At 68.8% G+C, this 22,789-nt stretch carries 17 protein-coding genes and 1 tRNA gene; 2 read left to right on the top strand and 16 right to left on the bottom strand.

Annotation, left to right across the window (positions count from 1 at the left end; genetic code table 11):
* Positions 1-43: 43 nt before the first annotated feature.
* A complete protein-coding gene (gene wrbA, locus ACX9MN_RS28310) occupies positions 44-646 on the bottom strand; it encodes an NAD(P)H:quinone oxidoreductase (protein WP_091683025.1) in 603 nt (200 codons plus the stop codon).
* A gap of 135 nt (positions 647-781) precedes the next feature.
* Between wrbA and ACX9MN_RS28305 the strand changes: the two genes are divergently transcribed.
* Positions 782-1,654 (top strand): LysR family transcriptional regulator, encoded by an 873-nt coding sequence (locus ACX9MN_RS28305; protein WP_489726074.1) that lies wholly within the window; start codon positions 782-784, stop codon positions 1,652-1,654.
* Between the two features lie 6 nt (positions 1,655-1,660).
* Here ACX9MN_RS28305 and greA read toward each other — a convergent pair whose 3' ends face one another.
* A complete protein-coding gene (gene greA / locus ACX9MN_RS28300) occupies positions 1,661-2,134 on the bottom strand; it encodes a transcription elongation factor GreA (protein WP_020096234.1) in 474 nt (157 codons plus the stop codon).
* Between the two features lie 129 nt (positions 2,135-2,263).
* Here greA and ACX9MN_RS28295 point away from each other — a divergent pair, with 129 nt between their 5' ends.
* Positions 2,264-3,073, top strand: coding sequence for a class I SAM-dependent methyltransferase (locus ACX9MN_RS28295; protein WP_489726073.1), 810 nt, complete (start codon positions 2,264-2,266; stop codon positions 3,071-3,073).
* A 12-nt stretch (positions 3,074-3,085) separates the two neighbouring features.
* On the opposite strand, the gene acuI is transcribed toward ACX9MN_RS28295, so the two are convergent.
* From acuI to tuf, 14 genes are all read right to left on the bottom strand, one after another.
* Positions 3,086-4,072 carry an acrylyl-CoA reductase (NADPH) gene (acuI, locus tag ACX9MN_RS28290; protein ID WP_489726072.1) on the bottom strand — a complete coding sequence of 329 codons (987 nt, stop codon included), beginning with the start codon at positions 4,070-4,072 and terminating at the stop codon, positions 3,086-3,088.
* Between the two features lie 73 nt (positions 4,073-4,145).
* Complete coding sequence (locus ACX9MN_RS28285) at positions 4,146-4,730, bottom strand: hypothetical protein (RefSeq protein ID WP_132367084.1); 585 nt, start codon at positions 4,728-4,730, stop codon at positions 4,146-4,148.
* 212 nt (positions 4,731-4,942) lie between these two features.
* Positions 4,943-6,040 (bottom strand): cell wall hydrolase, encoded by a 1,098-nt coding sequence (locus ACX9MN_RS28280; protein WP_489726363.1) that lies wholly within the window; start codon positions 6,038-6,040, stop codon positions 4,943-4,945.
* Positions 6,041-6,465: 425 nt separating this feature from the next.
* Complete coding sequence (gene rpoC, locus ACX9MN_RS28275; RefSeq protein ID WP_026605423.1) at positions 6,466-10,677, bottom strand: DNA-directed RNA polymerase subunit beta'; 4,212 nt, start codon at positions 10,675-10,677, stop codon at positions 6,466-6,468.
* A gap of 176 nt (positions 10,678-10,853) precedes the next feature.
* The gene (rpoB, locus tag ACX9MN_RS28270) at positions 10,854-14,978 is read right to left on the bottom strand and encodes a DNA-directed RNA polymerase subunit beta (RefSeq protein ID WP_020096228.1); all 4,125 of its coding nucleotides are present in this window, start codon (positions 14,976-14,978) and stop codon (positions 10,854-10,856) included.
* A 245-nt stretch (positions 14,979-15,223) separates the two neighbouring features.
* Positions 15,224-15,601, bottom strand: coding sequence for a 50S ribosomal protein L7/L12 (rplL, locus tag ACX9MN_RS28265; RefSeq protein ID WP_020096227.1), 378 nt, complete (start codon positions 15,599-15,601; stop codon positions 15,224-15,226).
* 49 nt (positions 15,602-15,650) lie between these two features.
* Positions 15,651-16,169 (bottom strand): 50S ribosomal protein L10, encoded by a 519-nt coding sequence (gene rplJ, locus ACX9MN_RS28260; protein WP_026605422.1) that lies wholly within the window; start codon positions 16,167-16,169, stop codon positions 15,651-15,653.
* A 539-nt stretch (positions 16,170-16,708) separates the two neighbouring features.
* Positions 16,709-18,352: a B12-binding domain-containing radical SAM protein gene (locus ACX9MN_RS28255; protein WP_091980893.1), complete on the bottom strand. Its 1,644-nt coding sequence runs from the start codon at positions 18,350-18,352 to the stop codon at positions 16,709-16,711.
* Positions 18,353-18,610: 258 nt separating this feature from the next.
* Positions 18,611-19,309: a 50S ribosomal protein L1 gene (gene rplA, locus ACX9MN_RS28250; protein ID WP_020096224.1), complete on the bottom strand. Its 699-nt coding sequence runs from the start codon at positions 19,307-19,309 to the stop codon at positions 18,611-18,613.
* An 11-nt stretch (positions 19,310-19,320) separates the two neighbouring features.
* Entirely contained in the window at positions 19,321-19,770 is a 450-nt protein-coding gene (gene rplK / locus ACX9MN_RS28245) for a 50S ribosomal protein L11 (RefSeq protein WP_010686899.1), read from the bottom strand.
* 218 nt (positions 19,771-19,988) lie between these two features.
* Positions 19,989-20,522 carry a transcription termination/antitermination protein NusG gene (gene nusG, locus ACX9MN_RS28240; protein ID WP_012320778.1) on the bottom strand — a complete coding sequence of 178 codons (534 nt, stop codon included), beginning with the start codon at positions 20,520-20,522 and terminating at the stop codon, positions 19,989-19,991.
* Positions 20,523-20,598: 76 nt separating this feature from the next.
* The gene (secE, locus tag ACX9MN_RS28235) at positions 20,599-20,895 is read right to left on the bottom strand and encodes a preprotein translocase subunit SecE (RefSeq protein ID WP_020096222.1); all 297 of its coding nucleotides are present in this window, start codon (positions 20,893-20,895) and stop codon (positions 20,599-20,601) included.
* A 182-nt stretch (positions 20,896-21,077) separates the two neighbouring features.
* Positions 21,078-21,154: transfer RNA gene (locus tag ACX9MN_RS28230), tRNA-Trp, on the bottom strand.
* 177 nt (positions 21,155-21,331) lie between these two features.
* Positions 21,332-22,522, bottom strand: coding sequence for an elongation factor Tu (tuf, locus tag ACX9MN_RS28225; RefSeq protein WP_020093754.1), 1,191 nt, complete (start codon positions 22,520-22,522; stop codon positions 21,332-21,334).
* Between the last annotated feature and the right edge of the window lie 267 nt (positions 22,523-22,789).

Here is a 22,789-nt window from a genome sequence, read left to right as displayed (position 1 = left end):
TCCTTTCAGGCTCGGAGCAATCCGAGCCTTTTTTCTTGGCTTCTCAGTCTCGGGCCAGCTTGGCGGCAATGCCCGCCACGTGGCGGCCCTGGAACCGCGCGCCCTCCAGCTCGACAGCACTCGGCTGGCGGGACCCGTCGCCGTCCGCGATCGTGCTGGCGCCGTAGGGCGTGTTGCCCTTCACCGCCTCGACGCCCGCCTGCCCCTGGAAGCTGTAGGGAAGGCCGACCACCACCATGCCGTGGTGGAACAGCACCGTGTGGAAGCTCGTCAGCGTCGTCTCCTGGCCGCCGTGCTGGGAGGCCGTGGAGGTGAAGACCGAGCCGACCTTGCCGACCAGGGCGCCCTTCATCCAGAGCCCCCCGGTCTGATCGATGAACTGCTTCATCTGCGAGGCCATGTTGCCGTAGCGGGTCGGCGTGCCGAAGATGATCGCGTCGTAGTCGGCGAGTTCGGCGACGGTCGCGACCGGCGCCGCCTGATCGAGCTTGAAGTGGCTCTGCCGGGCGACCTCCTCCGGGACCAGCTCGGGCACGCGCTTCACGACGACCTCGGCCCCCGTCTCGCGGGCGCCCTCGGCGACGGCGTAGGCCATCTGCTCCACGTGACCGTAGGTCGAGTAGTACAGCACCAGAACCTTCGCCATCGGGTGATCTCTCCTGCGTGTCGGACGGACGGCCGAATCGTCGGCCCGCGGAAGGCCACTCCATCGCGCATTTGCCGCCTTGCAAGAATGCCCCGACATGCAAGATTGATCTTGCACAGACGCAAGGATCCGCGCGTGGCGCTCGAATGGGACGACTTCCGGTTCGCGAAGACCGTGGCCGATCGGGGCGGCCTGACCGCGGCGGCGACCGAGCTCGGGATCAACCACTCGACGGCGTTCCGGCGCCTCGCCGCCCTGGAGGCGCGGCTCGGCACGCGCCTGTTCGAGCGGCTGCGCACCGGCTATGTGCCGACCGCCGCCGGGCAGGCGATGATCGACGCGGCCGGACGGATCGAGGCGGACGTGACGCGGTTCGCCCGCGTGGTGGCGGGACAGGGCGAGACACCCTCCGGCGAGCTGCGGGTGACCGCGCCGGCCGGCTTCGCCGCTGACCTGCTGATGCCGATGCTGGCGAGCTTCGCCGAGCGCTATCCGGAGATTCGGATCGACCTCATCCTCGCGGAGGCGACGCTCAACCTCTCGCGCCGGGACGCCGACGTGGCGATCCGGATCAGCCGCGAGCCGAGCGAGACCCTGGTCGGCCGCCGCCTCGCCCTCACGGCTTGGGGAGTCTACGGCCGCGCCGACCGCGCCTACGGTGATCTGGGCCGCGAGGCGTGGATCAGTCCGGGGCCGCTGGTGGCGGGCGGCTCGCTCACGCGGTTCGTGGAGGCGCGGGCGCCCTCCGACCGCGTCCGCCTGCGGGTCAACGCGGTGATCGGTCTCGAAGCGGCGGTCGAGGCCGGCCTCGGCATCGGCCCGCTTCCCTGCTTCACGGCCGACCTCAATCCGGCGCTGCGACGGCTGTCAGGGCCGCACCCGGAACTCGGGGCGGACCTGTGGATCCTGACGCATCCGGACCTGCGCCACGCGGCGCGGGTCCGGGCCTTCATAGAGCACGTCGCCGAGGCGCTGCTGCCCCTGCGGGCGCGCTTCGAGGGCCGTTGACCCGCGTCAGCGAATCTCGACGACCTCGACCTCGTGGCCGTTCACCTCGACCACGTCGCCGATCGTCTTGCCCGTGATGGCGCGGGCGAGCGGTGCCACGTACGAGATCGAGCCCTTGTGCGGGTCGGCCTCGTCCTCGCCGACGATCCGGAAGGTCTGCCGAGTCTCCTTGCCGGACTCGTCCTCGCGGACCACCGTGACGGTGGAGCCGAACTGCACGGTGTCGCCGCCCCTGGGCTCCACGAGCTGCGCGGTGTTCTTCCGGGCCGCCCAGTAGCGCAGGTCGCGCCCGATGCGGGAATCCTCCGCCTTGTCGGCGGGGTCTAGCGAGGCGACCTCCTTCTCGAGACGCGCGACTTCGGCCTCGATCTGCGCGAGCCCCTCCGGCGTAACGAAGTTCGTGTGCGGCGAGATCGGCCGGTCCGGCAGATTCTCGAACGCTTCCCCACCCTCGGGCTCTTTGACGAATGCGACGCTCATGAAGACACCAACACGCGAGGCACGGCAAAGGTTCCCGCGCGACGGCGGTTCGGCCGGCCCGGCGTTTTCGCCGTGGCGCGACACGGGCACCGCTCGCTAGACTCTCCGGCGATTCACCCGGAGCCGTCGATGTCGTCCCTGTCCGCCGCCGAGGCCGTCGCCGCCAACCGCCAGGCCTGGGATGCCTCCGCGTCGCTGCACCGGAGCGACCCGTCTTGGGACCGGCTGACGCAGAACTTCGCGCGGGATCCCGGCTTCTCCAGCTTCGACCCGCCGATGGAGGCGGCCCTGCGGGCGATCGGGCTCGCCGGGACCTCCGTCGCGCAGCTCTGCTGCAACAACGGGCGGGAGACGGTGTCGCTGATGAATCTCGGCGCCCGGTCGGCGACCGGGTTCGACCAGTCGGAGGCGTTCCTCGCCCAGGCCAGGGACCTCGCCGGCATCGCCGGGCGCGACTGCCGCTTCGTCGCGGGCGACGTGCACGCGATCGACGCGGAGCACGACGGTGCCTACGACCTCGCGGTGATCACCATCGGCGTGCTGGGCTGGATGCCCGACCTGCCGCGCTTCCTCGCCGTGGCGGCGCGCCTCCTGCACCCGGGCGGCCGGATCCTCATCCACGAGGAGCACCCCGTCGTGAACATGTTCGAGCCGCGGGCGGAGCAGCCGCTCCTGGTCCGGCACTCCTATTTCCGCACGGCGCCGTTCGTTGGCGAGGACGCCATCGTGTACGGCGACGGGCCGGCCCCGCGGGTCGGACCGCATTACTGGTTCGCCCATCCCGTCGGGATGCTGATCGAGAGCCTGATCGGTGCCGGCCTCGCGATCGAGCGGTTCCGGGAGTTTCCTGACAACATCAGCAGCACGGCCTGCGACGTGCTCGCCGCCGACCGGCTCCTGCCGATGAGCTACCTGCTCCAGGCCCGGAAAGCCGCCTGACGGGCGCCGGACCTACGCCACCGTCACGACGGTCCGGCCTCGGACCTTGCCGGCCAGGATCTCCTCGCCGAGCCGGCCGACCTCCTCCAGGCGGACCATGCTCGTCATGGCGGCGAGCTTGGCCAGGTCGAGCTCCCGGGCGAGGCGGGCCCAGGCCTCGCGCCGCTTCTTCTGCGGGGTGGTGACGCTGTTGATGCCGAGCAGCGAGACGCCGCGGAGGATGAAGGGCGCCACCGAGGTCGGCAGGTCCATGCCCTGCGCCAGCCCGCAGGCCGCGACGGCGCCGTCCGCCCGGGTCATGGCGAGGACGTTGGCGAGCGTCGTGGAGCCCACGGCGTCAACGCCGGCGGCCCAGCGCTCCTTGCCCAGCGGCTTGCCGGGCTTCGACAGTTCGGCCCGGTCGAGGATCTCGGCGGCGCCGAGCCCCTTCAGGTAATCGGCCTCGCCGTCCCGGCCCGTGGAGGCGATCACGTGCCAGCCCGCCCGGGCGAGGAGCGCCACCGCGACGGAGCCGACGCCGCCCGAGGCGCCGGTGACGATGACCGGGCCGTGCTCGGGCTTCACGCCGTGGGCGTCCAGCGCCATGCAGCACAGCATCGCCGTGTAGCCGGCGGTGCCCACCGCCATGGCCTGCTCGGCCGTGAGGCCCTGGGGCAGCGGAACCAGCCAGTCGCCCCGGACCCGGGCGCGCTGCGCGTAGGCGCCGAGATGCGTCTCGCCGACGCCCCAGCCGGTGAGCACGACCGCGTCGCCCGGCCTGTACTCCGGGTGGTCCGAGGTCTCGACGATCCCGGAGAAGTCGATGCCGGGGATCATCGGGAAGCGGCGCACCACCGGCGACTTGCCGGTGAGCGCGAGGCCGTCCTTGTAATTCAGGGTCGAGTGCGTCACCCGCACGGTGACGTCGCCGTCCATCAGGTCGGCGTCGTCGAAATCCCGGAAGGCGAGGCTCTGGCCGGCCTCGTTCTTCTCGACCACCCAGGCCTTGAACGTCCCCATCGTCACCTCCCGTGCTGCGCGGTGAGGTGTGGCCGGGACGCCCGGAATCAAGGCGGCGGCGGTCGTTACCGGCTCAGTATCCGTCGTACCGGCTGCCCGTGTAGAAGCCGAGACCGACGCCGATATCCGAGGAGCTGGCCCCGGTGATGCCGAGGGCGTCCGGGATCGAGCCGACGAGCGGGCCGCCGTAGGCCGCGGGCCGGTAGCCGTAACCGCCGCCGATCGGCGCCCAGCCGGCCCGGGCGGGCGCGACGAGGACGCGGCGGCTGACGCTGGCATACTCCGGCGGGATCGTCTCGGGGATCGTCTGCGCCGGGCGGATCAGCACGGTCCGGGTGCGGACGGCGAAGCGCGGCGGCGTGGTCACCCAGCAGCCGATCAGCTCGCCGCCGGGGCCGCGGCTGGTCTGCCAGTAGCGGCCGCCGGGCGAGACCATCACGCGCTCCGACACCGTGTCGTAGACCGGCGGCGTGGTCCGGTAGACCGTGCGGGGCGGGCGCACCAGCACGTTCTCCTGCACGGTGTCGTAGACCGGCGGCGTGACGACGCGGCGATAGCATTCGGAGCCGTAGCAGCCGCCGGCCTGGGCGGGTGCGGCGAGGAGCGCGCCACCGAGGGCGGCGGCGAGGAAAGCGGTGCGAGCGACCGGCGCGGTCATGGAAGTCCTCTGATACGCATTACTACGAGACGCGGCGCGGACGCGGCGCTCGTCTCGACGTACCAGAGGCCAGACTCGTTGCCCGGCGCGCAAGCATTATCGGGAACGAAGGTAAAATTAACCCTTGGTTTCGACTGCTTAGGCGTCGCCTACCTAGGTAGGATTGTTCGGATCTTCGACAGTCTCTCTTATGAGACCGGATCCGACCCGGGTCAGGTCTGGCCGGCCCGGAGCTGGTAGAAGATGTGCCGGCCGATCACGTCCATCTTGCGCAGACGGCGGGCCCAGCCCGGACGCACGTAGTCGGCGTGGTAGTGGGTCGCGGCGCCGACCTCCGCGAGGTAGGTCCGGCCCTCGATCACCGAGCGGGCGATGCGGGTGGCGGACTCCCAGGCGCCGGCATCGGTGATGCGCAGCGACTTGCCCTCGCAGGCGAAGGAGAACTGGCACCCCATGTAGTGGTGCCGGTTCTGGTACACGACGCCGCAGACGCTCGCCGGGTAGAGGCCGCTCTTCACCCGGTTGAGCACCACCTGGGCGACGGCGGCCTGGCCGGCCTCGGGCTCGCTCCGGGCCTCGAAATAGACCGCCTCGGAGAGGCAGCGCTGCTCCTTGTCGAGGGCGTTCGGGTCGATCAGGTCGGCGTAGCGCCGGCGCGCGTCCTCGGGCACCGGCTGGGCGCTGTCGGGCCGCTCGGTGCGGATCGCGAAATCGGGGAGCGCGAGGCTGGCCGCGGCGATCTCGACGGGGATGGCGTCGGCGGGTGCCGGCGTCGTGGAGGACAGCGCGATGGCCCGCGGCACCGGCGGGGTCGAGCCGTCGAAGCGCTCGGGGCCGCCATCCTCGGTGAGGTCGGCCGTCCCCGCGCCCGTGGAGGCGGCGGTGCCGCTGCCGGTGGTGAGGCCGAGATCCGGCACGGGGACGAAGGCGGCCTCCGGCTCGGATTCCGGATCCCAGATCGCGGAGCCCTGCGTCAGCACGCCGGTGACGCTGCCGGTAACGTCGCCGAACACCAGGGCGCCGCCCGCCTCGCGCAGGTTCGCGGCCCGGCGCGCGAAGCTCTCGGCCGGCGGCCGGGCGGGGTCGCCCTTGCCGGCCCGCTGCACGACCGGGAAAACGTGCGCGCCGGTCTTGAAGGTCGCCTGGGGCGGCTCGTCGCCGAGGCGGCGGAGGGCCGATCCGATCAGCAGGGTGCCGAGCGGCAGCGGCGGGACCGTGTCGGCATCGATCACCCCGAGCCGGCTCGCCCCGATGGCGTTCTCCGTGCCGGCATCGGCGGTGAACGACACCAGCAGGCCCAGACCGACCATCCAGGGCGTCAGGGCCGCCGAGAGCCAGCGCAGGCTCGATTCCCGTCCTCGTCTCGTGCCCACGACGCCAGACCCGCACTCACGCACCCGAACCGGCCCGATCCTCCCCGTTTCCAGGGTGTTTCTGCGGCCGCGCCGAATTTATCGCGCGGTATGGTTGAGCTGCCGTTAAGGCCGGACGGTCGCGCGCGTCTCGATACGGTTTCGGGGTTGCAGTCGACACTGTCCGGCCCGTCATCACGAGCGCAGCGAAGTGACCCAGGGCAGCGGGACGTCTTCCAGCGTGGCGCGACACTGGGTTGCTTCGCTGCGCTCGCAAAGACGGCGTTCGAGTTGGTGAGGGGACACGGCCGGACAAAGGCAGGTCGGAACGAGAAAGGGCGGCCCGAAGGCCGCCCTCTCGCGTCACGAATCTGCCGACGGCCTCACTCGGCGGCGGCGGGCGGAAGCTCCTCGACCGGCATGGCGCCGCTCTCGGCCTGCTTCTGCTGCAGGATCATCGCGTCGCGGCGGCGGGCGATTGAGCGGATATCCGCCACCATCGAGCCCGTGCCCGCCGGGATCAGCGACCCGACGATGACGTTCTCCTTCAGGCCTTCCAGGGTGTCGACCTTGCCGTTGACCGCCGCCTCGGTGAGGACGCGGGTGGTCTCCTGGAACGAGGCCGCCGAGATGAACGACTTGGTCTGCAGCGACGCCTTGGTGATGCCGAGCAGGACCGGGACGCCCTGGATCGGCTTCTTGCCCTCGGCGAGCAGCTTCTCGTTGAAGTCGGTCAGCTCCGTGCGATCGATCTGGTCACCCGAGAGGATGTCCGAGTCGCCGCCGTCGGTCACTTCGACCTTCTGCAGCATCTGACGGACGATCACCTCGATGTGCTTGTCGTTGATCGACACGCCCTGCAGCCGGTAGACCTCCTGGATCTCGTTGACGAGGTAGGCCGCGAGTTCCTCCACGCCCTTGATCGCCAGGATGTCGTGCGGGGCCGGGTTTCCGTCGACGATGTAATCGCCGAGCTCGACCACGTCCCCGTCCTGCAGGTGGATGTGCTTGCCCTTCGGGATCAGGTACTCGACCGCCTCCGAGCCGTCGTGCGGCGTCAGCGTGAGCCGACGCTTGTTCTTGTAGTCGCGGCCGAACGCGATGGTGCCCGACTTCTCGGCGATGATCGCCGCGTCCTTCGGGCGCCTTGCCTCGAACAGCTCCGCCACCCGCGGCAGACCGCCGGTGATGTCGCGGGTCTTGGCCGAGTCGGTCGAGACGCGGGCGAGAATGTCGCCGGCATTCACCTTCGCGCCGGGATCGAAGCCGATGATGGCGTCGACCGGAAGGAAGTAGCGGGCGTCCGAGCCGCGGGGCAGCTTGAGCGCCTTGCCGTCCCGATCGACCACGACCATCGCGGGCTTGAGGTCAGAGGTCCGGGCCGAGCCGCGCCAGTCGACGACGACGCGCTTGGCGATGCCGGTCGACTCGTCGGTGGTCTCGGTCATGGACTGGCCGTCGACCAGGTCCTCGTAGGCCACGATGCCGTCGACCTCGGTGAGGATCGGACGGGTGTAGGGATCCCACTCGGCGATGCGCTGCCCACGCTTGATCTTGTCACCCTCGTCGACCCGGAGCTTGGCGCCGTACTGCAGGCGGTGGACCGCCCGCTCGACCCCGTCCGACCCGACGACCACCACCGCCACGTTGCGGCCGGTGGCGATCAGATCGCCATCGGAGTTCTTGGCGATCGCGCGGTTGCGGATCTTGATCGTGCCCTCGAAGCTCGACTCGATGAACGACGAGTCGGCGATCTGGGCCGCACCGCCGATGTGGAAGGTGCGCATCGTGAGCTGCGTGCCCGGCTCGCCGATCGACTGCGCCGCGATGACGCCGACGGCCTCGCCCATGTTGACGGGCGTGCCGCGGGCGAGGTCGCGCCCGTAACAGGTGGCGCAGACGCCGCTCTTGGTGGCGCAGACCAGCACCGAGCGGATCTTCACCTCCTGGATGCCGGCGGCGTTGATCGCCGGCAGGTGCCGCTCCTCGATGGTCTCGCCGGTCTTGACGATCACCGTGCCGTCCGCGGCCACCAGATCCTCGGCCGTGGCGCGGCCCAGGATGCGGGTGGCGAGCGTCGCCACGACCTGGCCGGCATCCACGATAGCGCGCATCTTGATGCCGTTGGTCGTGCCGCAATCGACCTCGCGGATGACGGCGTCCTGGGCCACGTCGACGAGGCGGCGGGTCAGGTAGCCGGAATTCGCGGTCTTCAGGGCGGTGTCGGCCAGGCCCTTACGGGCACCGTGCGTGGAGTTGAAGTACTCCAGAACGTCCAGGCCTTCCTTGAAGTTCGAGATGATCGGGGTCTCGATGATCTCGCCCGAGGGCTTGGCCATGAGGCCGCGCATCGCCGCGAGCTGCTTCATCTGGGCAGGCGAGCCGCGGGCACCCGAGTGGCTCATCATGTAGATCGAGTTGACCTGCTTGTCGGCCCCGTGCTCGTCCTTCTGGACGGCCGAGATCCGGCCCATCATCTCGGCGGCCAGCTTGTCCGAGCACTTCGCCCAGGCATCGACGACCTTGTTGTACTTCTCACCCTGGGTGATCAGGCCGTCGTTGTACTGCTGCTCGTAATCCTTCACGAGCGCGCGGGTCGTGTCGACGATCGACCACTTGTTCTCCGGCACGACCATGTCGTCCTTGCCGAATGAGATGCCGGCCTTGAACGCGTGGTTGAAGCCAAGCGCCATGATCCGGTCGCAGAAGATCACCGACTCCTTCTGACCGCAGTGGCGGTAGACGGTGTCGATCATCGCCGAGATCTCCTTCTTGGTCATCAGCTTGTTGACGACGTCGAAGGGCACCTTGGCGTGCTTCGGCAGGGCGCCGGAGAGGATCACGCGGCCGGGGGTGGTCTCGTAGGTCTTGGTCAAGGGCTCGCCGTCCGGGCCGATGCCGGTCCAGCGCCACTTGATCTTCGAGTGCAGCGACACGGCCTTGGCGGCGAGAGCGTGCTCCAGTTCGCCCATGTCGCCGTAGACGCCCTGCATCGGGTTCTTGGTGTTGCCCGGCTTGAACTCGCCCGGCGCGCCCTCGGCCACGATCGACAGGTAGTAGAGGCCGAGAACGATGTCCTGCGACGGCACGATGATCGGCTGACCGTTGGCCGGGTGCAGGATGTTGTTCGTCGACATCATGAGGACGCGCGCTTCCAGCTGCGCCTCGAGCGACAGCGGGACGTGCACGGCCATCTGGTCGCCGTCGAAGTCGGCGTTGAACGCGGCGCAGACCAGCGGGTGCAGCTGGATCGCCTTGCCCTCGATCAGCTTCGGCTCGAAGGCCTGGATGCCGAGGCGGTGCAGCGTCGGCGCGCGGTTCAGCATCACCGGGTGCTCGCGGATCACCTCATCGAGGATGTCCCAGACCTCCGGCTTCTCCTTCTCCACGAGCTTCTTGGCCTGCTTGACGGTGGCCGAGAAGCCCTTGGCGTCGAGGCGCGCGTAGATGAACGGCTTGAACAGCTCCAGCGCCATCTTCTTGGGCAGGCCGCACTGGTGCAGCTTCAGCTCCGGACCGACCACGATGACCGAGCGGCCTGAGTAGTCGACGCGCTTGCCGAGCAGGTTCTGGCGGAACCGGCCCTGCTTACCCTTCAGCATGTCGGCGAGCGACTTCAGCGGGCGCTTGTTGGCGCCCGTGATGACGCGGCCGCGGCGGCCGTTGTCGAACAGGGCGTCGACGGCCTCCTGCAGCATCCGCTTCTCGTTGCGGATGATGATGTCGGGCGCGCGCAACTCGATCAGCCGCTTCAGGCGGTTGTTGCGGTTGATGACGCGGCGGTACAGGTCGTTCAGGTCGGAGGTCGCGAAGCGGCCGCCGTCCAGCGGGACCAGCGGGCGCAGGTCCGGCGGGATCACCGGCACGACCGTGAGGATCATCCATTCCGGCTTGTTGCCGGACATCTGGAAGGCCTCGATGATCTTGAGCCGCTTCAGGAGCTTCTTGGGCTTCAGCTCCGAGGTGGTGACGGCGATCTCCTCGCGCAGATCGTTGGCGATCTTGTCGAGGTCCAGCTCCTGCAGGATGCGCCGGATGGCCTCGGCGCCGATCATGGCGGTGAACGAGTCCTCGCCGTACTCCTCCTGCGCGCGCAGGTACTCCTCCTCCGACAGGAGCTGACGCTCCTTCAGGGGGGTGAGGCCCGGCTCGATGACGCAGTACGACTCGAAGTACAGGATCCGCTCGAGGTCCTTGAGCGCCATGTCGAGCAGCAGGCCGATGCGGCTCGGCAGCGACTTCAGGAACCAGATATGCGCGACGGGCGCGGCCAGCTCGATGTGGCCCATGCGGTCGCGCCGGACGCGCGCGAGGGTGACCTCGACGCCGCACTTCTCGCAGATGACGCCCTTGTACTTCATGCGCTTGTACTTGCCGCACAAGCACTCGTAGTCCTTGATCGGCCCGAAGATGCGCGCGCAGAACAGGCCGTCGCGCTCGGGCTTGAAGGTCCGGTAGTTGATGGTCTCGGGCTTCTTGATCTCACCGTACGACCAGGAGAGGATCTTCTCCGGGGACGAGATCGAGATCTTGATCTGATCGAAGCTGACCGGCTGGGCCTGCTGGTTGAAAAGGTTCATGACCTCTTGGTTCATGATCCGCTCCTTGTTGACGCCGGCAGCCCCGCGCCGGGCCACCGCGTCCTGAAAAAGATCCGGCGCCGCGCCCCGCGCGGGCGCTGCTCACCGTCGTCGAACCCCGGAAGGCCCCTCCCCTTCCCGCTCGACCGTGGCGGCGGGCAACCGCCGCCACGGGAGGTGTGGTCTCTCTCTTACTCGGCCGCGTCGGCCGGGGGCTCAAGCTGGTCGTTGGCGGCCTTCTTGGAGGAGGTGAGCTCGACGTTGAGGCCGAGCGAGCGCATCTCCTTGACGAGCACGTTGAACGACTCGGGGATGCCGGCCTCGAACGTGTCGTCGCCGCGGACGATCGCCTCGTAGACCTTGGTGCGGCCGGCCACGTCGTCCGACTTCACCGTCAGCATCTCCTGCAGCGTGTAGGCCGCGCCGTAGGCCTCCAGCGCCCAGACCTCCATCTCGCCGAAGCGCTGGCCGCCGAACTGCGCCTTGCCGCCCAGCGGCTGCTGGGTGACGAGCGAGTACGGGCCGATCGAGCGCGCGTGGATCTTGTCGTCCACGAGGTGGTGGAGCTTCAGCATGTAGATGTAGCCCATCGTCACCTTGCGGTCGAAGGGTTCGCCGGTGCGCCCGTCGTAGAGCGTCGACTGCGCCGAGCGGTCGAGACCGGCCATCTCCAGCATCTGCTCGATGTCGGCTTCCTTGGCGCCGTTGAAGACCGGCGTGGCCATCGGCACGCCGCGGCGGACGTTGTTGCCGGCCTCGGCCAGCTCCTCGTCCGTCAGGCCGTCGAGCTCGCCCGGGGAGTAGATCGCCTTCATCTCCTCCCGCAGCGGCGCGATGTCCTGCGACTTCAGATAGGCATCCACCGCCTTCGACACCTTGCGACCCAGGCCCGCAGCCGCCCAGCCGAGGTGCGTCTCCAGGATCTGGCCGACGTTCATGCGCGAGGGCACGCCCAGCGGGTTGAGCACGATGTCGGCATGCGTCCCGTCCTCCAGGAACGGCATGTCCTCGATCGGCACGATCCGCGACACGACACCCTTGTTGCCGTGACGGCCGGCCATCTTGTCGCCCGGCTGGATCTTGCGCTTCACCGCCACGAAGACCTTGACCATCTTCATGACGCCGGGGGGCAGCTCGTCGCCGCGCTGCAGCTTCTCGACCTTGTCGAGGAAGCGCTGCTCGAGGCGCTTCTTCGACTCGTCGTACTGCTTCTGCATCGCCTCCATCTCGGTCATGAGACGGTCCTCGATGACGGCGAACTGCCACCACTGCGAGCGCGGGTAGTCGTTGATCAGCTCGCGGGTGAGCGTGGTGTCCTTCCGGAAGCCCTTCGGGCCGGCCACCGGCGCCTGACCGATCAGCACGTCCGCGAGGCGGGCGTAGGTGTTGCGGTCGAGGATCGCCTGCTCGTCGTCGCGGTCCTTGGCGAGGCGCTCGATCTCCTCGCGCTCGATCGCCTGGGCGCGCTCGTCCTTGTCGACGCCGTGGCGGTTGAACACGCGGACCTCGACGATCGTGCCGGTGACGCCCGGCGGCACCCGCAGGGAGGTGTCGCGCACGTCCGAGGCCTTCTCGCCGAAGATGGCGCGGAGCAGCTTCTCCTCCGGCGTCATCGGGCTCTCGCCCTTCGGGGTGATCTTGCCGACGAGGATGTCGCCGGCGTTCACCTCGGCACCGATGTAGACGATGCCGGCCTCGTCGAGGTTCTTGAGCGCTTCCTCGGAGACGTTCGGGATGTCGCGGGTGATCTCTTCCGGCCCGAGCTTGGTGTCGCGGGCCATCACCTCGAACTCCTCGATGTGGATCGAGGTGAACACGTCATCCTTCACGATCCGCTCGGAAAGCAGGATCGAGTCCTCGAAGTTGTAGCCGTTCCACGGCATGAACGCGACGAGCACGTTCCGGCCGAGCGCCAGCTCGCCGAACTCGGTCGAGGGACCGTCGGCGATGATCTCGCCCTTCTTGACGAACTCGCCGACGCGGACCAGCGGCTTCTGCGTGATGCAGGTCGACTGGTTGGAGCGCTGGAACTTCTGCAGCCGGTAGATGTCGACGCCCGGCTTGTTGGCGTCGGCCTCCTCGGTGGCGCGGATGACGATGCGGGTGGCGTCCACCTGGTCGACGATGCCGGCCCGGCGGGCCGCGATGGCGGCGCCGGAATCCCGGGCGACCACCGCCTCCATGCCGGTGCCCACGAACGGGGCGTCGGCGCGGACGAGCGGCACCGCCTGGCGCTGCATGTTCGAGCCCATCAGCGCGCGGTTGGCGTCGTCGTTCTCGAGGAACGGGATCAGCGCCGCGGCTACCGAGACGAGCTGCTTCGGCGACACGTCCATGAGGTCGACGCGCTCGGGCCCAACGACGATCACCTCGCCGGCCCGGCGGCAGACCACGAGGTCCTCCGTGAGCTTGCGGTTCTCGTCCATCTGGGCGTTCGCCTGGGCGACGTAGTACTTCGCCTCCTCCATGGCCGAGAGGTAGGCGACCTCGTCGGTGACCACGCCGTCGCGCACGCGGCGGAACGGGGTCTCGATGAAGCCGTACTTGTTCACCCGCGCGAAGGTGGCGAGCGAGTTGATCAGGCCGATGTTCGGGCCTTCCGGCGTCTCGATCGGGCAGATGCGGCCGTAGTGCGTCGGGTGCACGTCGCGCACCTCGAAGCCGGCGCGCTCGCGGGTCAGACCGCCCGGGCCCAGCGCCGAGAGGCGGCGCTTGTGCGTCACCTCGGAGAGCGGGTTGGTCTGGTCCATGAACTGCGACAGCTGCGACGAGCCGAAGAACTCGCGCACGGCCGCGGCCGCGGGCTTCGCGTTGATCAGGTCCTGCGGCATGACCGTGTCGATGTCGACCTGGCTCATGCGCTCGCGGATGGCGCGCTCCATCCGCAGGAGGCCCAGGCGGTACTGGTTCTCCATGAGCTCGCCCACCGAGCGGACGCGGCGGTTGCCGAGGTGGTCGATGTCGTCGACCTCGCCCTTGCCGTCGCGCAGCTCCACGAGCGCCTTGACCACCGCCAGCATGTCCTCCTTGCGGAGGGTGCGCACGGTGTCGGCGGCGTCGAGGTCGAGGCGCATGTTCATCTTCACGCGGCCGACCGCCGAGAGGTCGTAGCGCTCGGAATCGAAGAACAGCGAGTGGAACATCGCCTCGGCGGTCTCGAGGGTCGGCGGCTCGCCCGGGCGCATGACCCGGTAGATGTCGAACAGCGCGCCCTCGCGGTTGGAGTTCTTGTCCACCGCCAGCGTGTTTCGGATGTAGGGGCCGATGTTGACGTGGTCGATGTCGAGCACCGGCAGCTCGGTGATCCCGACCTCCTCCAGGCTCTTCAGGAGCTTGTCGGTGACCTCCTCGCCGGCCTCCGCCCAGATCTCGCCGGTCTGCACGTTGACGAGGTCCTCGGCGACGTACTGGCCGACGAGATCCTCGTCGGTCGCCTTGAGGGACTTGGTGCCCTTCTCGGTGATCTGGCGGGCGTTGCGGGCATTCAGCTTCTTGCCAGCCTCGAGCACGACCTCGCCGGAATCGGCGTCGATCAGGTCGACGGTGGCCTTCATGCCCTTCATGCGCTCGGCGTCGAACGGCACGCGCCAGTCGGCGCCGTCCCGGTCGTAGACGACCTTGTTGTAGAAGGTCGACAGGATCTCCTCGCCGTCGAGGCCCAGGGCGTAGAGCAGCGACGTCGCCGGCAGCTTGCGCTTCCGGTCGATGCGGACATGTACGATGTCCTTGGCGTCGAACTCGACGTCGAGCCAGGAGCCCCGGTACGGGATGATGCGGGCGGCGAACAGGAGCTTGCCCGAGGAGTGGGTCTTGCCCTTGTCGTGGTCGAAGAACACGCCCGGCGAGCGGTGCATCTGCGAGACGATGACGCGCTCGGTGCCGTTGACGATGAAGGTGCCGTTCTCCGTCATCAGGGGCATGTCGCCCATGTAGACGTCCTGCTCCTTGATGTCCTTGACGGACTTCGCCTGGGTGTCCGGATCGACGTCGAACACGATCAGGCGGAGCGTCACCTTCAGCGGGGCTGCGAAGGTGATGCCGCGCTGGCGGCACTCGTCCACGTCGTACTTCGGAGCCTCGAAGGTGTAGCGCACGAACTCGAGCAGCGCCGTCGAGGCGAAGTCGGAGATCGGGAACACCGACTTGAACACGCTCTGCAGCCCCTCGTCGGCGCGCCCGCCCTCGGGCTCGTCGACCATCAGGAACTGGTCGTAGGACGCCTTCTGAACCTCGATGAGGTTCGGCATCTCGGCAACTTCCTTGATCTTGCCGAAGAACTTCCGAATGCGCTTGCGACCGACCAGCGTGTTGGCCATGTGACCTCGCTCCTACCCGCGTGCCTCGCGCCCGGGGAAGCGTTCCCGAAAGGGACCTCCCGCACCGGGCCGTGACGCGCGCCCCGCCGAGCCGCGCCACCGAACCGAATCTCTTGCCGGTCCCGTTCCAGGACCATCCGCCGAAGCGGCCTAAAGCCCGCGGGCGCTGACCCGCGGGCTCCGGTCACGACAGGCTCGCGCGGAGCCTTCGTGGGGTGATGGGCCGGGACCGGCCCATCGTCGACTTACTTGAGCTCAACCTTGGCGCCGGCCTTCTCGAGCTGGGCCTTGAGCTTCTCGGCCTCGTCCTTGGCGACGCCTTCCTTGATCGGCTTCGGCGCGCCCTCGACCAGGTCCTTGGCCTCCTTGAGGCCGAGGCCGGTGATCGCGCGGACCTCCTTGATGACCTCGATCTTCTTGTCGCCGGCGGAGGCGAGGACGACCGTGAACTCGGTCTGCTCCTCGGCAGCGGCGGCGGCGCCACCGGCGGCCGGGCCGGCGGCCACAGCGACGGCAGCGGCGGCCGAGACGCCCCACTTCTCCTCGAGCATCTTGGCCAGGTCAGCGGCCTCGAGCACGGTCAGCGAGGACAGGTCGTCGACGAGCTTGGCGAGATCAGCCATTTTGAATTCCTCTCAGATATCGGTTTGAACGGATGGATTTTGAAGGGCCTCAGGCGGCCTCGTCCTTGTTGGCATAGGCCCCGAACACGCGGGCGAGCTTCGCCGCCGGCGCGTTGACGACCTGAGCGATCTTGGTCGCGGGCGCCTGTACGAGGCCCACGATCTTGGCGCGCAGTTCGTCGAGGGACGGGAGCGAGGCGAGCGCCTTCACGCCGTCCGGGTTCAGGGCGGTCTTCCCCATCGCGCCGCCGAGGATCACGAGCTTGTCGTTGACCTTGGCGAAATCGACCGCGACCTTCGCGGCAGCGACCGGATCGCCGGAATAGGCGAGCAGGGTCGGGCCCTTCAGGAGCGGCTTGATGGAGGCGACGTCCGTGCCATCGAGTGCGATGCCGGCGAGGCTGTTCTTGGCGACCTTCACGGTGGCGCCGGCCTGCTTCATCTGCGCGCGCAGCTTCTGCATGTCGGCGACCGTGAGGCCCTTGTAGTGGGCCACGACGACGACGGCGCTCTGATTGAACACGCCGTTGAGCGTCGAGACGAGATCAGCTTTAGCTGTCCGGTCCACTGGGCTCTCTCCGGTTGGCGGAACCCGGTCTCGGGTCCGCCGGTTGCACATGCCGCCCGGACGTGGTCTCGGCCTTCAGGAAGACCGGGAACGTCCGAACGACGCTTCGCGGCCCTGTCCCCGCGCGTGCCCTTTCGGGCCGCCTCGGGCGAGTTGGTTCAAACCGACACCCCTCCGCGGCCGGGGCCGGGGCGAGGCGTTTCGAATTCGGTCTTCCCCGTCTGTGCAGGCTGGCGGATTAAGCCGGCGAACCGGCACCTGCAGTCTCGGACAGGACATGGCCGGACAAGGCTCCGCGGGGCTCGTCGCCCCTGGGATCCTTCCGGCCAGTGCCACCCGGTTGCCCGGGCGACATTTCGAGCGGAAACCGGCCGATCGGCCGCTCTCCTTCCGTGAGGATGAAATGCGTGAGGCGCGGTGTATAGAGCCTAGCAAGCCGCCTGCCAAGGGCCGGGGCGCGACTTTTCCGCCGCAGGCAAGGACTTGCGCGGGTACCCTGCCGCTGCTGCATCGCTCGGGGCCCGTCCCGGGATCCCCGGCTAGGCCGCCTCGCGCTCCGGCACCAGCTTGCGCCGCGCGGTCTCCCACCAGCTGCGGTCGCGGGCGGCCTTCGCCTCCGCGGCCTTCGCGGCGTAGAACGAGGCGTTGTGCTCGCCGCGCAGGGCCTCGCGGGTGAAGCGGATCAGGTGGTGGGCCACGAACCCCATGTTGAACACCGCCTCGATCTGCCCGCGCTTCAGCGCGTAGCCGGCCGCGCTCCAGAACGGCCTGCGGTAGTCGGAGAAGATCCCGACGCGGGTGATGATGTTGAAGCCCAGGATGAGGCCGCGGCGCAGGTTGGTGAACGTGAGCTTGCCGGCCGTCGGCGTGGTGATGCGGTTCGGGTAGGTCACCGCGCACTGGTGCTTGAAGCGCTCGAAGATCTTCTCCGGCTCGTAGGCGTGCGCGATCGCCCGGCGCCAGCTGCTCACCACCGAATCGTGGGGGCGCTTGAACAGGACGTTCGACTCGAGGCTGGCGTCGTGGAGGAGCCGGCCCTCGCGCTCCAGCCGGTCCCAGAGCGGGGTCTTGGGCAGGGCCTGGAGCAGGTTGATGGTCAGGACCGGGATCGCCGAGCGGTCGATGAAGTCGATCAGGTTCTGCTCGGATTTGTCGGTGTCCGAATCGAGGCCCAGGATGATGCCGGAGGTCACCTCGAGCCCGTAGGAATTGAGGGTCTCGATCGCCTCGTACATCGGCACGGCGGCGTTGTGGGTCTTGTCGATGCCCTTGAGGGCGTCCGCCTCCGGGGTCTCGATCCCGACGAACACCGTCATGAAGTTGGCCTGCCGCATCAGCTCCAGGATCTCGGGCTGCTTGGCCATGTTCAGCGTCGCCTCGCAGGCGAACTGGAGCGGGTAGTTGTTCCGCTTCTGCCATTCCACGAGGTGCGGCAGCATCTCGCGGGTCGCCTTGCGGTTGCCGATGAAGTTGTCGTCGACGAAGTAGACCACCGCCGGGTGGCCCGGCTGGCTGACGATGGCGTCGAGCTCGGCGCACATCTGCTCCGGGCTCTTCAGGCGCGGCTGGCGGCCGTAGAGCTGCGGGATGTCGCAGAACTCGCAGCGGTAGGGGCAGCCCGAGGAGAATTGCAGGGAGCCGATCAGGTAGCGCTTGAGCGGCGCCGCCTCGTAGGCCGGTGCCGGGAAGTCCGCGAGCGGGAGGCGATCCTTGGTCTCCAGCACCACCTGGGCGGGCGGCGGCGTGAGGTCCGCGTCGAGGCGGGCGACGAGCTGGTCGGTGGCGTCGCCGATCTCGCCGATATGGAGGTAGTCGAAGTCGCCGTACTTCTCCGGCGCGCCCGAGACCGAGGGGCCGCCCAGCACCGTCACCTTCCCGGCCGCGCGGGCGCGGTCGCGGATATCGTGGATCTGCGGCTCCTGGATGTGCATCCCGGAGACGAAGACCGCGTCGGCCCAGGCGAAGTCGGCCGGGCCCGCGCGGCGGATATTCTCATCGATGAACCGGCATTCCCAAGCCTCCGGCATGTAGGCCGCGATCAGCAGCAGCCCCTGCGGCGGCATGAACGCCTTCACCCCGCCCATCAGCGGGTAGGCGTGGGAGAATGTCCCGAAGGACGGCGTGTAGGCGGGAAAGACGCACAGGATGCGTCGCTTGGAGGTGACCGTCAGGGTGCATCGCATGCCGGCCTATCTAGCACAGCCGCGGCCGTTGGCGCCCCCCTCGGCGGTTAAGAATGGCGTGAGGGACGCAGGTTCGGGCCGGCTCATCGCGGCTTGTCTTCCTGTCTCGTCACCGACCGTATTCCGCGCCTGCCTCACGCCCTGGACAGGCCTGCGTCGGAGACAGGTCCGAGACAGGGACGTGCACCGATCCCGCGAACGCAGAGCGCCCGGCCGTTCCCGGCCGGGCGCTCCGCAGCGTCGACGATTCGTCGCGCCTCAGGCGGTCAAGACCGTGTTCGGCTCGACCTTCACGCCCGGGCCCATCGTCGAGGTGACGGCGATGCGCTGGACGTAGGTGCCCTTGGCGCCCGCGGGCTTCGCCTTGGCGACGGCGTCCGCGAAGGCCTTGATGTTCTCGACGAGCTTGTCGGCGTCGAACGAGACCTTGCCGACGCCGGCATGGACGATGCCGGCCTTCTCGACGCGGAACTCGACCGAGCCGCCCTTGGCGCCGGCGACGGCGCCCTTCACGTCCATGGTGACGGTGCCGACCTTCGGGTTCGGCATCAGGCCGCGCGGGCCCAGCACCTTACCGAGACGACCGACCAGCGGCATCATGTCGGGGGTCGCGATGCAGCGATCGAACTCGATCTTGCCGCTCTGCACGATCTCGAGGAGATCCTCGGCGCCGACGATGTCGGCACCCGCGGCCTTGGCGTCGTCCGCCTTGGCGCCGCGGGCGAAGACCGCCACGCGCACCGTCCGGCCGGAGCCGTTCGGCAGGTTGCAGACGCCGCGGACCATCTGGTCGGCGTGGCGGGGATCGACGCCGAGGTTCATCGAAACCTCGACGGTCTCGTCGAACTTCGCGGTCGCCCGCTCCTTGACCAGCTTGATCGCCTCGTCGAGCGCGTAGAGCTTGGTCGCCTCGATGCCCTCGCGGGCGGCGCGGATGCGCTTGCCTTCCTTAGCCATGCTGCCCTCCCTTACGCGACGACTTCGAGGCCCATGGCCCGCGCGGAGCCACGGATCATCGCGACGGCCGACTCGACCGTGTCGCAGTTGAGGTCGGGCATCTTCTTCTCGGCGATCTCGCGAAGCTGCGCCTCGGTGATCTTGCCGACGGTCGGGCCCTTGCCCGGGGTCTTGGAGCCGGAGGCCGGCTTCTTGCCGAGCTTCAGGCCGACGGCCTTCTTCAGGAAGAAGGTGACCGGGGGCTGCTTCATCTCGAAGGTGAAGGAGCGGTCCTGATACGCGGTGATGATCACCGGGATCGGGGTGCCCTTCTCCATCTGCGCGGTCTTCGCGTTGAAGGCCTTGCAGAATTCCATGATGTTGAGGCCGCGCTGACCGAGCGCGGGGCCGATCGGCGGCGACGGGTTGGCGGCGCCGGCCGGGACCTGAAGCTTCACGTAGCCCGTGATCTTCTTCGCCATGGGACTGCTCCCAATGAAAATCCGCCCCCGTGCGGCCTGAAGCGCGGCGGGTCGGACGGTTGCAGGTCGCGGTGCGAGCCGTGGATCCCGGAGGCGAAGCCGGGCGGTTCTCCCGCGGATGGTGCCGCATCCGCGAACGGGATGCGGCGGCTTCGCGGCCGCCGCTCAGCGAGGGCCGGGAAAGATGGGCGGCCGGACGGCCGCCGGACTCAGGAGGCTCAGGCCTTCTCGACCTGGGCGTATTCGAGCTCGACCGGCGTGGCGCGGCCGAAGATCGACACCGCCACCTTGAGGCGGGAGCGGGCGTCGTCGATCTCCTCGACGGTGCCGTTGAAGCTGGCGAACGGGCCGTCGGCGACCCGGACGGTCTCGCCGATCTCGAAGGAGATCGAGGGCTTCGGCCGGTCGACGCCCTCGGCGACCTGGCCCTTGATCCGCTCGGCCTCGGCGTCCGGGATCGGCACCGGCTTCGACTTGTCGGCCCCGAGGAAGCCCGTGACCTTCGGGGTGTTCTTGATCAGGTGGTAGACCTCGTCGGTGAGGTCGCACTTCACCAGCACGTAGCCGGGGAAGAACTTGCGCTCGGCGTCGACCTTCCGGCCGCGGCGGACCTCCACGACCTTCTCGGTCGGGACCATCACCTCGTCGAACAGCTCGGTCAGCCCGCGCTGGGCCGCCTGGTCCTTGATGGACTGGGCGACCTTGTTCTCGAAGTTCGAGTAGGCGTGGACGATGTACCAGCGCTTCGACACGGTTCCGTTCAACTCCGACAAGTCCCCGGGGTCACCCCCGATCGGCGGCGAGCCGCCCCCAGACGCCCAGGATCTCTCAGACGCCCAGGATCAGGCCGACCAAGAAGCGCAGGGCCTGATCCACGACCGTGAAGAACAGGCTCGCGGCGACGACCATCACGAACACCATGATGGTCGTGATCGTGGTCTCCCGGCGGGTCGGCCACGTGACCTTGCGGGCCTCGTCGCGCACCTGGGCGAAGAACTCGCCCGGCGTGGCGCGCTTCTGCGGCGCGCGGGCGGGGGTCGCCGGCCGGGCGGGCGGCGGATTCGCGGGACCGCGGGCCGCGCCGCGCACCAGGTCCACCTTCTTGGTCGCTTCGTTCGATGCCATGGCGCCAGTGTCTGTGCGTGTTCGGCCCCGAGGCAGAGACCGCATCCGGGAATGCGAATGTCGGCGCCGAGGACCCGGATGGGCCCGCACCGACGGTCGCTTCAGATCTCGGATTGCGCCCGCTCTAGCGCAACTCCCCCGGCTTGTCGACCGGGCCGCCGCGCGGGATCGGGCTGAATGTCTGGCAGGAGTGGAGGGACTCGAACCCGCAACCTCCGGTTTTGGAGACCGGCGCTCTGACCAGTTGAGCTACACTCCTAGCGCACCGCCCAATGCCCCATCGCGGCGCGGCTTGCAAGGGGTCGCTTGCGGGAAGCGGGCGGGAAGCGGCGCCGACAGGACCCCGCCGGCCCGAAACGACGACGCCGGCCCCCGTCGAGACGGGAGCCGGCGTCGGAGAGGCGGGGCGGCGCGCGGCGCCGCCCCGGATCGATCGTCAGTCGTTGATGGCGGCGACGACGCCGGCGCCGACGGTGCGGCCGCCCTCGCGGATGGCGAAGCGCAGCTTCTCCTCCATGGCCACCGGCACGATCAGCGCCACGTCCATGGTCACGTTGTCGCCCGGCATCACCATCTCGGTGCCCTCCGGCAGCGTGCAGATCCCGGTCACGTCCGTGGTCCGGAAGTAGAACTGCGGCCGGTAGTTGGTGAAGAACGGCGTGTGGCGGCCGCCCTCCTCCTTGGTCAGGATGTACGCCTCGGCCTTGAACTTCGAGTGCGGCTTCACCGAACCCGGCTTGCACACGACCTGGCCGCGCTCCACGTCCTCGCGCTTCGTGCCGCGCAGCAGCACGCCGACGTTGTCGCCCGCCTGGCCCTGGTCGAGCAGCTTGCGGAACATCTCCACGCCCGTCACCGTCGTCTTGGTGGTCGCCCGGATGCCGACGATCTCGACTTCCTCGCCCACCTTCACGATGCCGCGCTCGACGCGACCCGTCACCACCGTGCCGCGGCCCGAGATCGAGAACACGTCCTCGATCGGCATCAGGAACGGCATGTCGATCGGACGCTCCGGCTGCGGGATGTAGCTGTCCACGGTCGCCATCAGCGCCAGGACCGCCTCCTTGCCGATCTTCGGCTCCTTGTCCTCGAGCGCCATCAGCGCCGAGCCCTTGGTGATCGGGATGTCGTCACCGGGGAAGTCGTACTTCGACAGCAGCTCGCGCACCTCCAGCTCGACCAGCTCCAGGAGCTCCTCGTCGTCGACCATGTCGACCTTGTTGAGGAACACCACCAGCGCCGGGACGCCGACCTGGCGGGCCAGCAGGATGTGCTCGCGGGTCTGCGGCATCGGGCCGTCGGCCGCCGACACCACCAGGATCGCGCCGTCCATCTGCGCCGCGCCCGTGATCATGTTCTTCACGTAGTCGGCGTGGCCGGGGCAGTCCACGTGTGCGTAGTGACGGTTCTGCGTCTCGTACTCCACGTGCGCCGTCGAGATCGTGATCCCGCGCGCCTTCTCCTCAGGCGCCTTGTCGATCTGGTCGTAGGCCGTGAACGTCGCCCCGCCCGTCTCGGCCAGGACCTTCGTGATCGCCGCCGTCAGAGACGTCTTGCCGTGATCGACGTGGCCGATCGTGCCAATGTTGCAGTGCGGCTTGGTGCGGGAGAACTTTTCCTTGCCCATGATTCCCATTCCTGCGGCGGGGACCACGCAAGGGCCCCGAATCCTGGTCCGCCGCCCCGAAGTTCCGACAGGGGCGAAAAACGCGGTCCGCTTAGAGGGTCGGCCGCCAGGGATCAAGCTCCGCGACGCGCGGGGGCCCGCCGACCGACCGCGCTGTCAAGCTGCGGATGCGAGTCTTGAACGGAGAAAGATCAATCACAGGCAGTATCCGCGCCGCTTTCGCGCCACAGTGTGGCTTCGCGGGCATAGCGGGATCCGTGCGGCCGA

It is taken from the genome of Methylobacterium sp. 1A (assembly GCF_058072805.1).
The sequence above is the reverse complement of the archived record's forward strand: the minus strand, read 5'-3'. Positions and strand labels throughout refer to the sequence as shown.

Excerpts from the sequence above, each read along its gene's own strand:
- wrbA (WP_091683025.1), bottom strand. The coding sequence starts at position 646 with ATGGCGAAGGTTCTGGTGCTGTACTACTCGACCTACGGTCACGTGGAG.
- greA (WP_020096234.1), bottom strand. The coding sequence starts at position 2,134 with ATGAGCGTCGCATTCGTCAAAGAGCCCGAGGGTGGGGAAGCGTTCGAG.
- ACX9MN_RS28295 (WP_489726073.1), top strand. The coding sequence starts at position 2,264 with ATGTCGTCCCTGTCCGCCGCCGAGGCCGTCGCCGCCAACCGCCAGGCC.
- acuI (WP_489726072.1), bottom strand. The coding sequence starts at position 4,072 with ATGGGGACGTTCAAGGCCTGGGTGGTCGAGAAGAACGAGGCCGGCCAG.
- ACX9MN_RS28285 (WP_132367084.1), bottom strand. The coding sequence starts at position 4,730 with ATGACCGCGCCGGTCGCTCGCACCGCTTTCCTCGCCGCCGCCCTCGGT.
- ACX9MN_RS28280 (WP_489726363.1), bottom strand. The coding sequence starts at position 6,040 with ATGGTCGGTCTGGGCCTGCTGGTGTCGTTCACCGCCGATGCCGGCACG.
- rpoC (WP_026605423.1), bottom strand. The coding sequence starts at position 10,677 with ATGAACCAAGAGGTCATGAACCTTTTCAACCAGCAGGCCCAGCCGGTC.
- rpoB (WP_020096228.1), bottom strand. The coding sequence starts at position 14,978 with ATGGCCAACACGCTGGTCGGTCGCAAGCGCATTCGGAAGTTCTTCGGC.
- rplL (WP_020096227.1), bottom strand. The coding sequence starts at position 15,601 with ATGGCTGATCTCGCCAAGCTCGTCGACGACCTGTCCTCGCTGACCGTG.
- ACX9MN_RS28255 (WP_091980893.1), bottom strand. The coding sequence starts at position 18,352 with ATGCGATGCACCCTGACGGTCACCTCCAAGCGACGCATCCTGTGCGTC.
- rplA (WP_020096224.1), bottom strand. The coding sequence starts at position 19,309 with ATGGCTAAGGAAGGCAAGCGCATCCGCGCCGCCCGCGAGGGCATCGAG.
- rplK (WP_010686899.1), bottom strand. The coding sequence starts at position 19,770 with ATGGCGAAGAAGATCACGGGCTACGTGAAGCTTCAGGTCCCGGCCGGC.
- secE (WP_020096222.1), bottom strand. The coding sequence starts at position 20,895 with ATGGCATCGAACGAAGCGACCAAGAAGGTGGACCTGGTGCGCGGCGCG.
- tuf (WP_020093754.1), bottom strand. The coding sequence starts at position 22,522 with ATGGGCAAGGAAAAGTTCTCCCGCACCAAGCCGCACTGCAACATTGGC.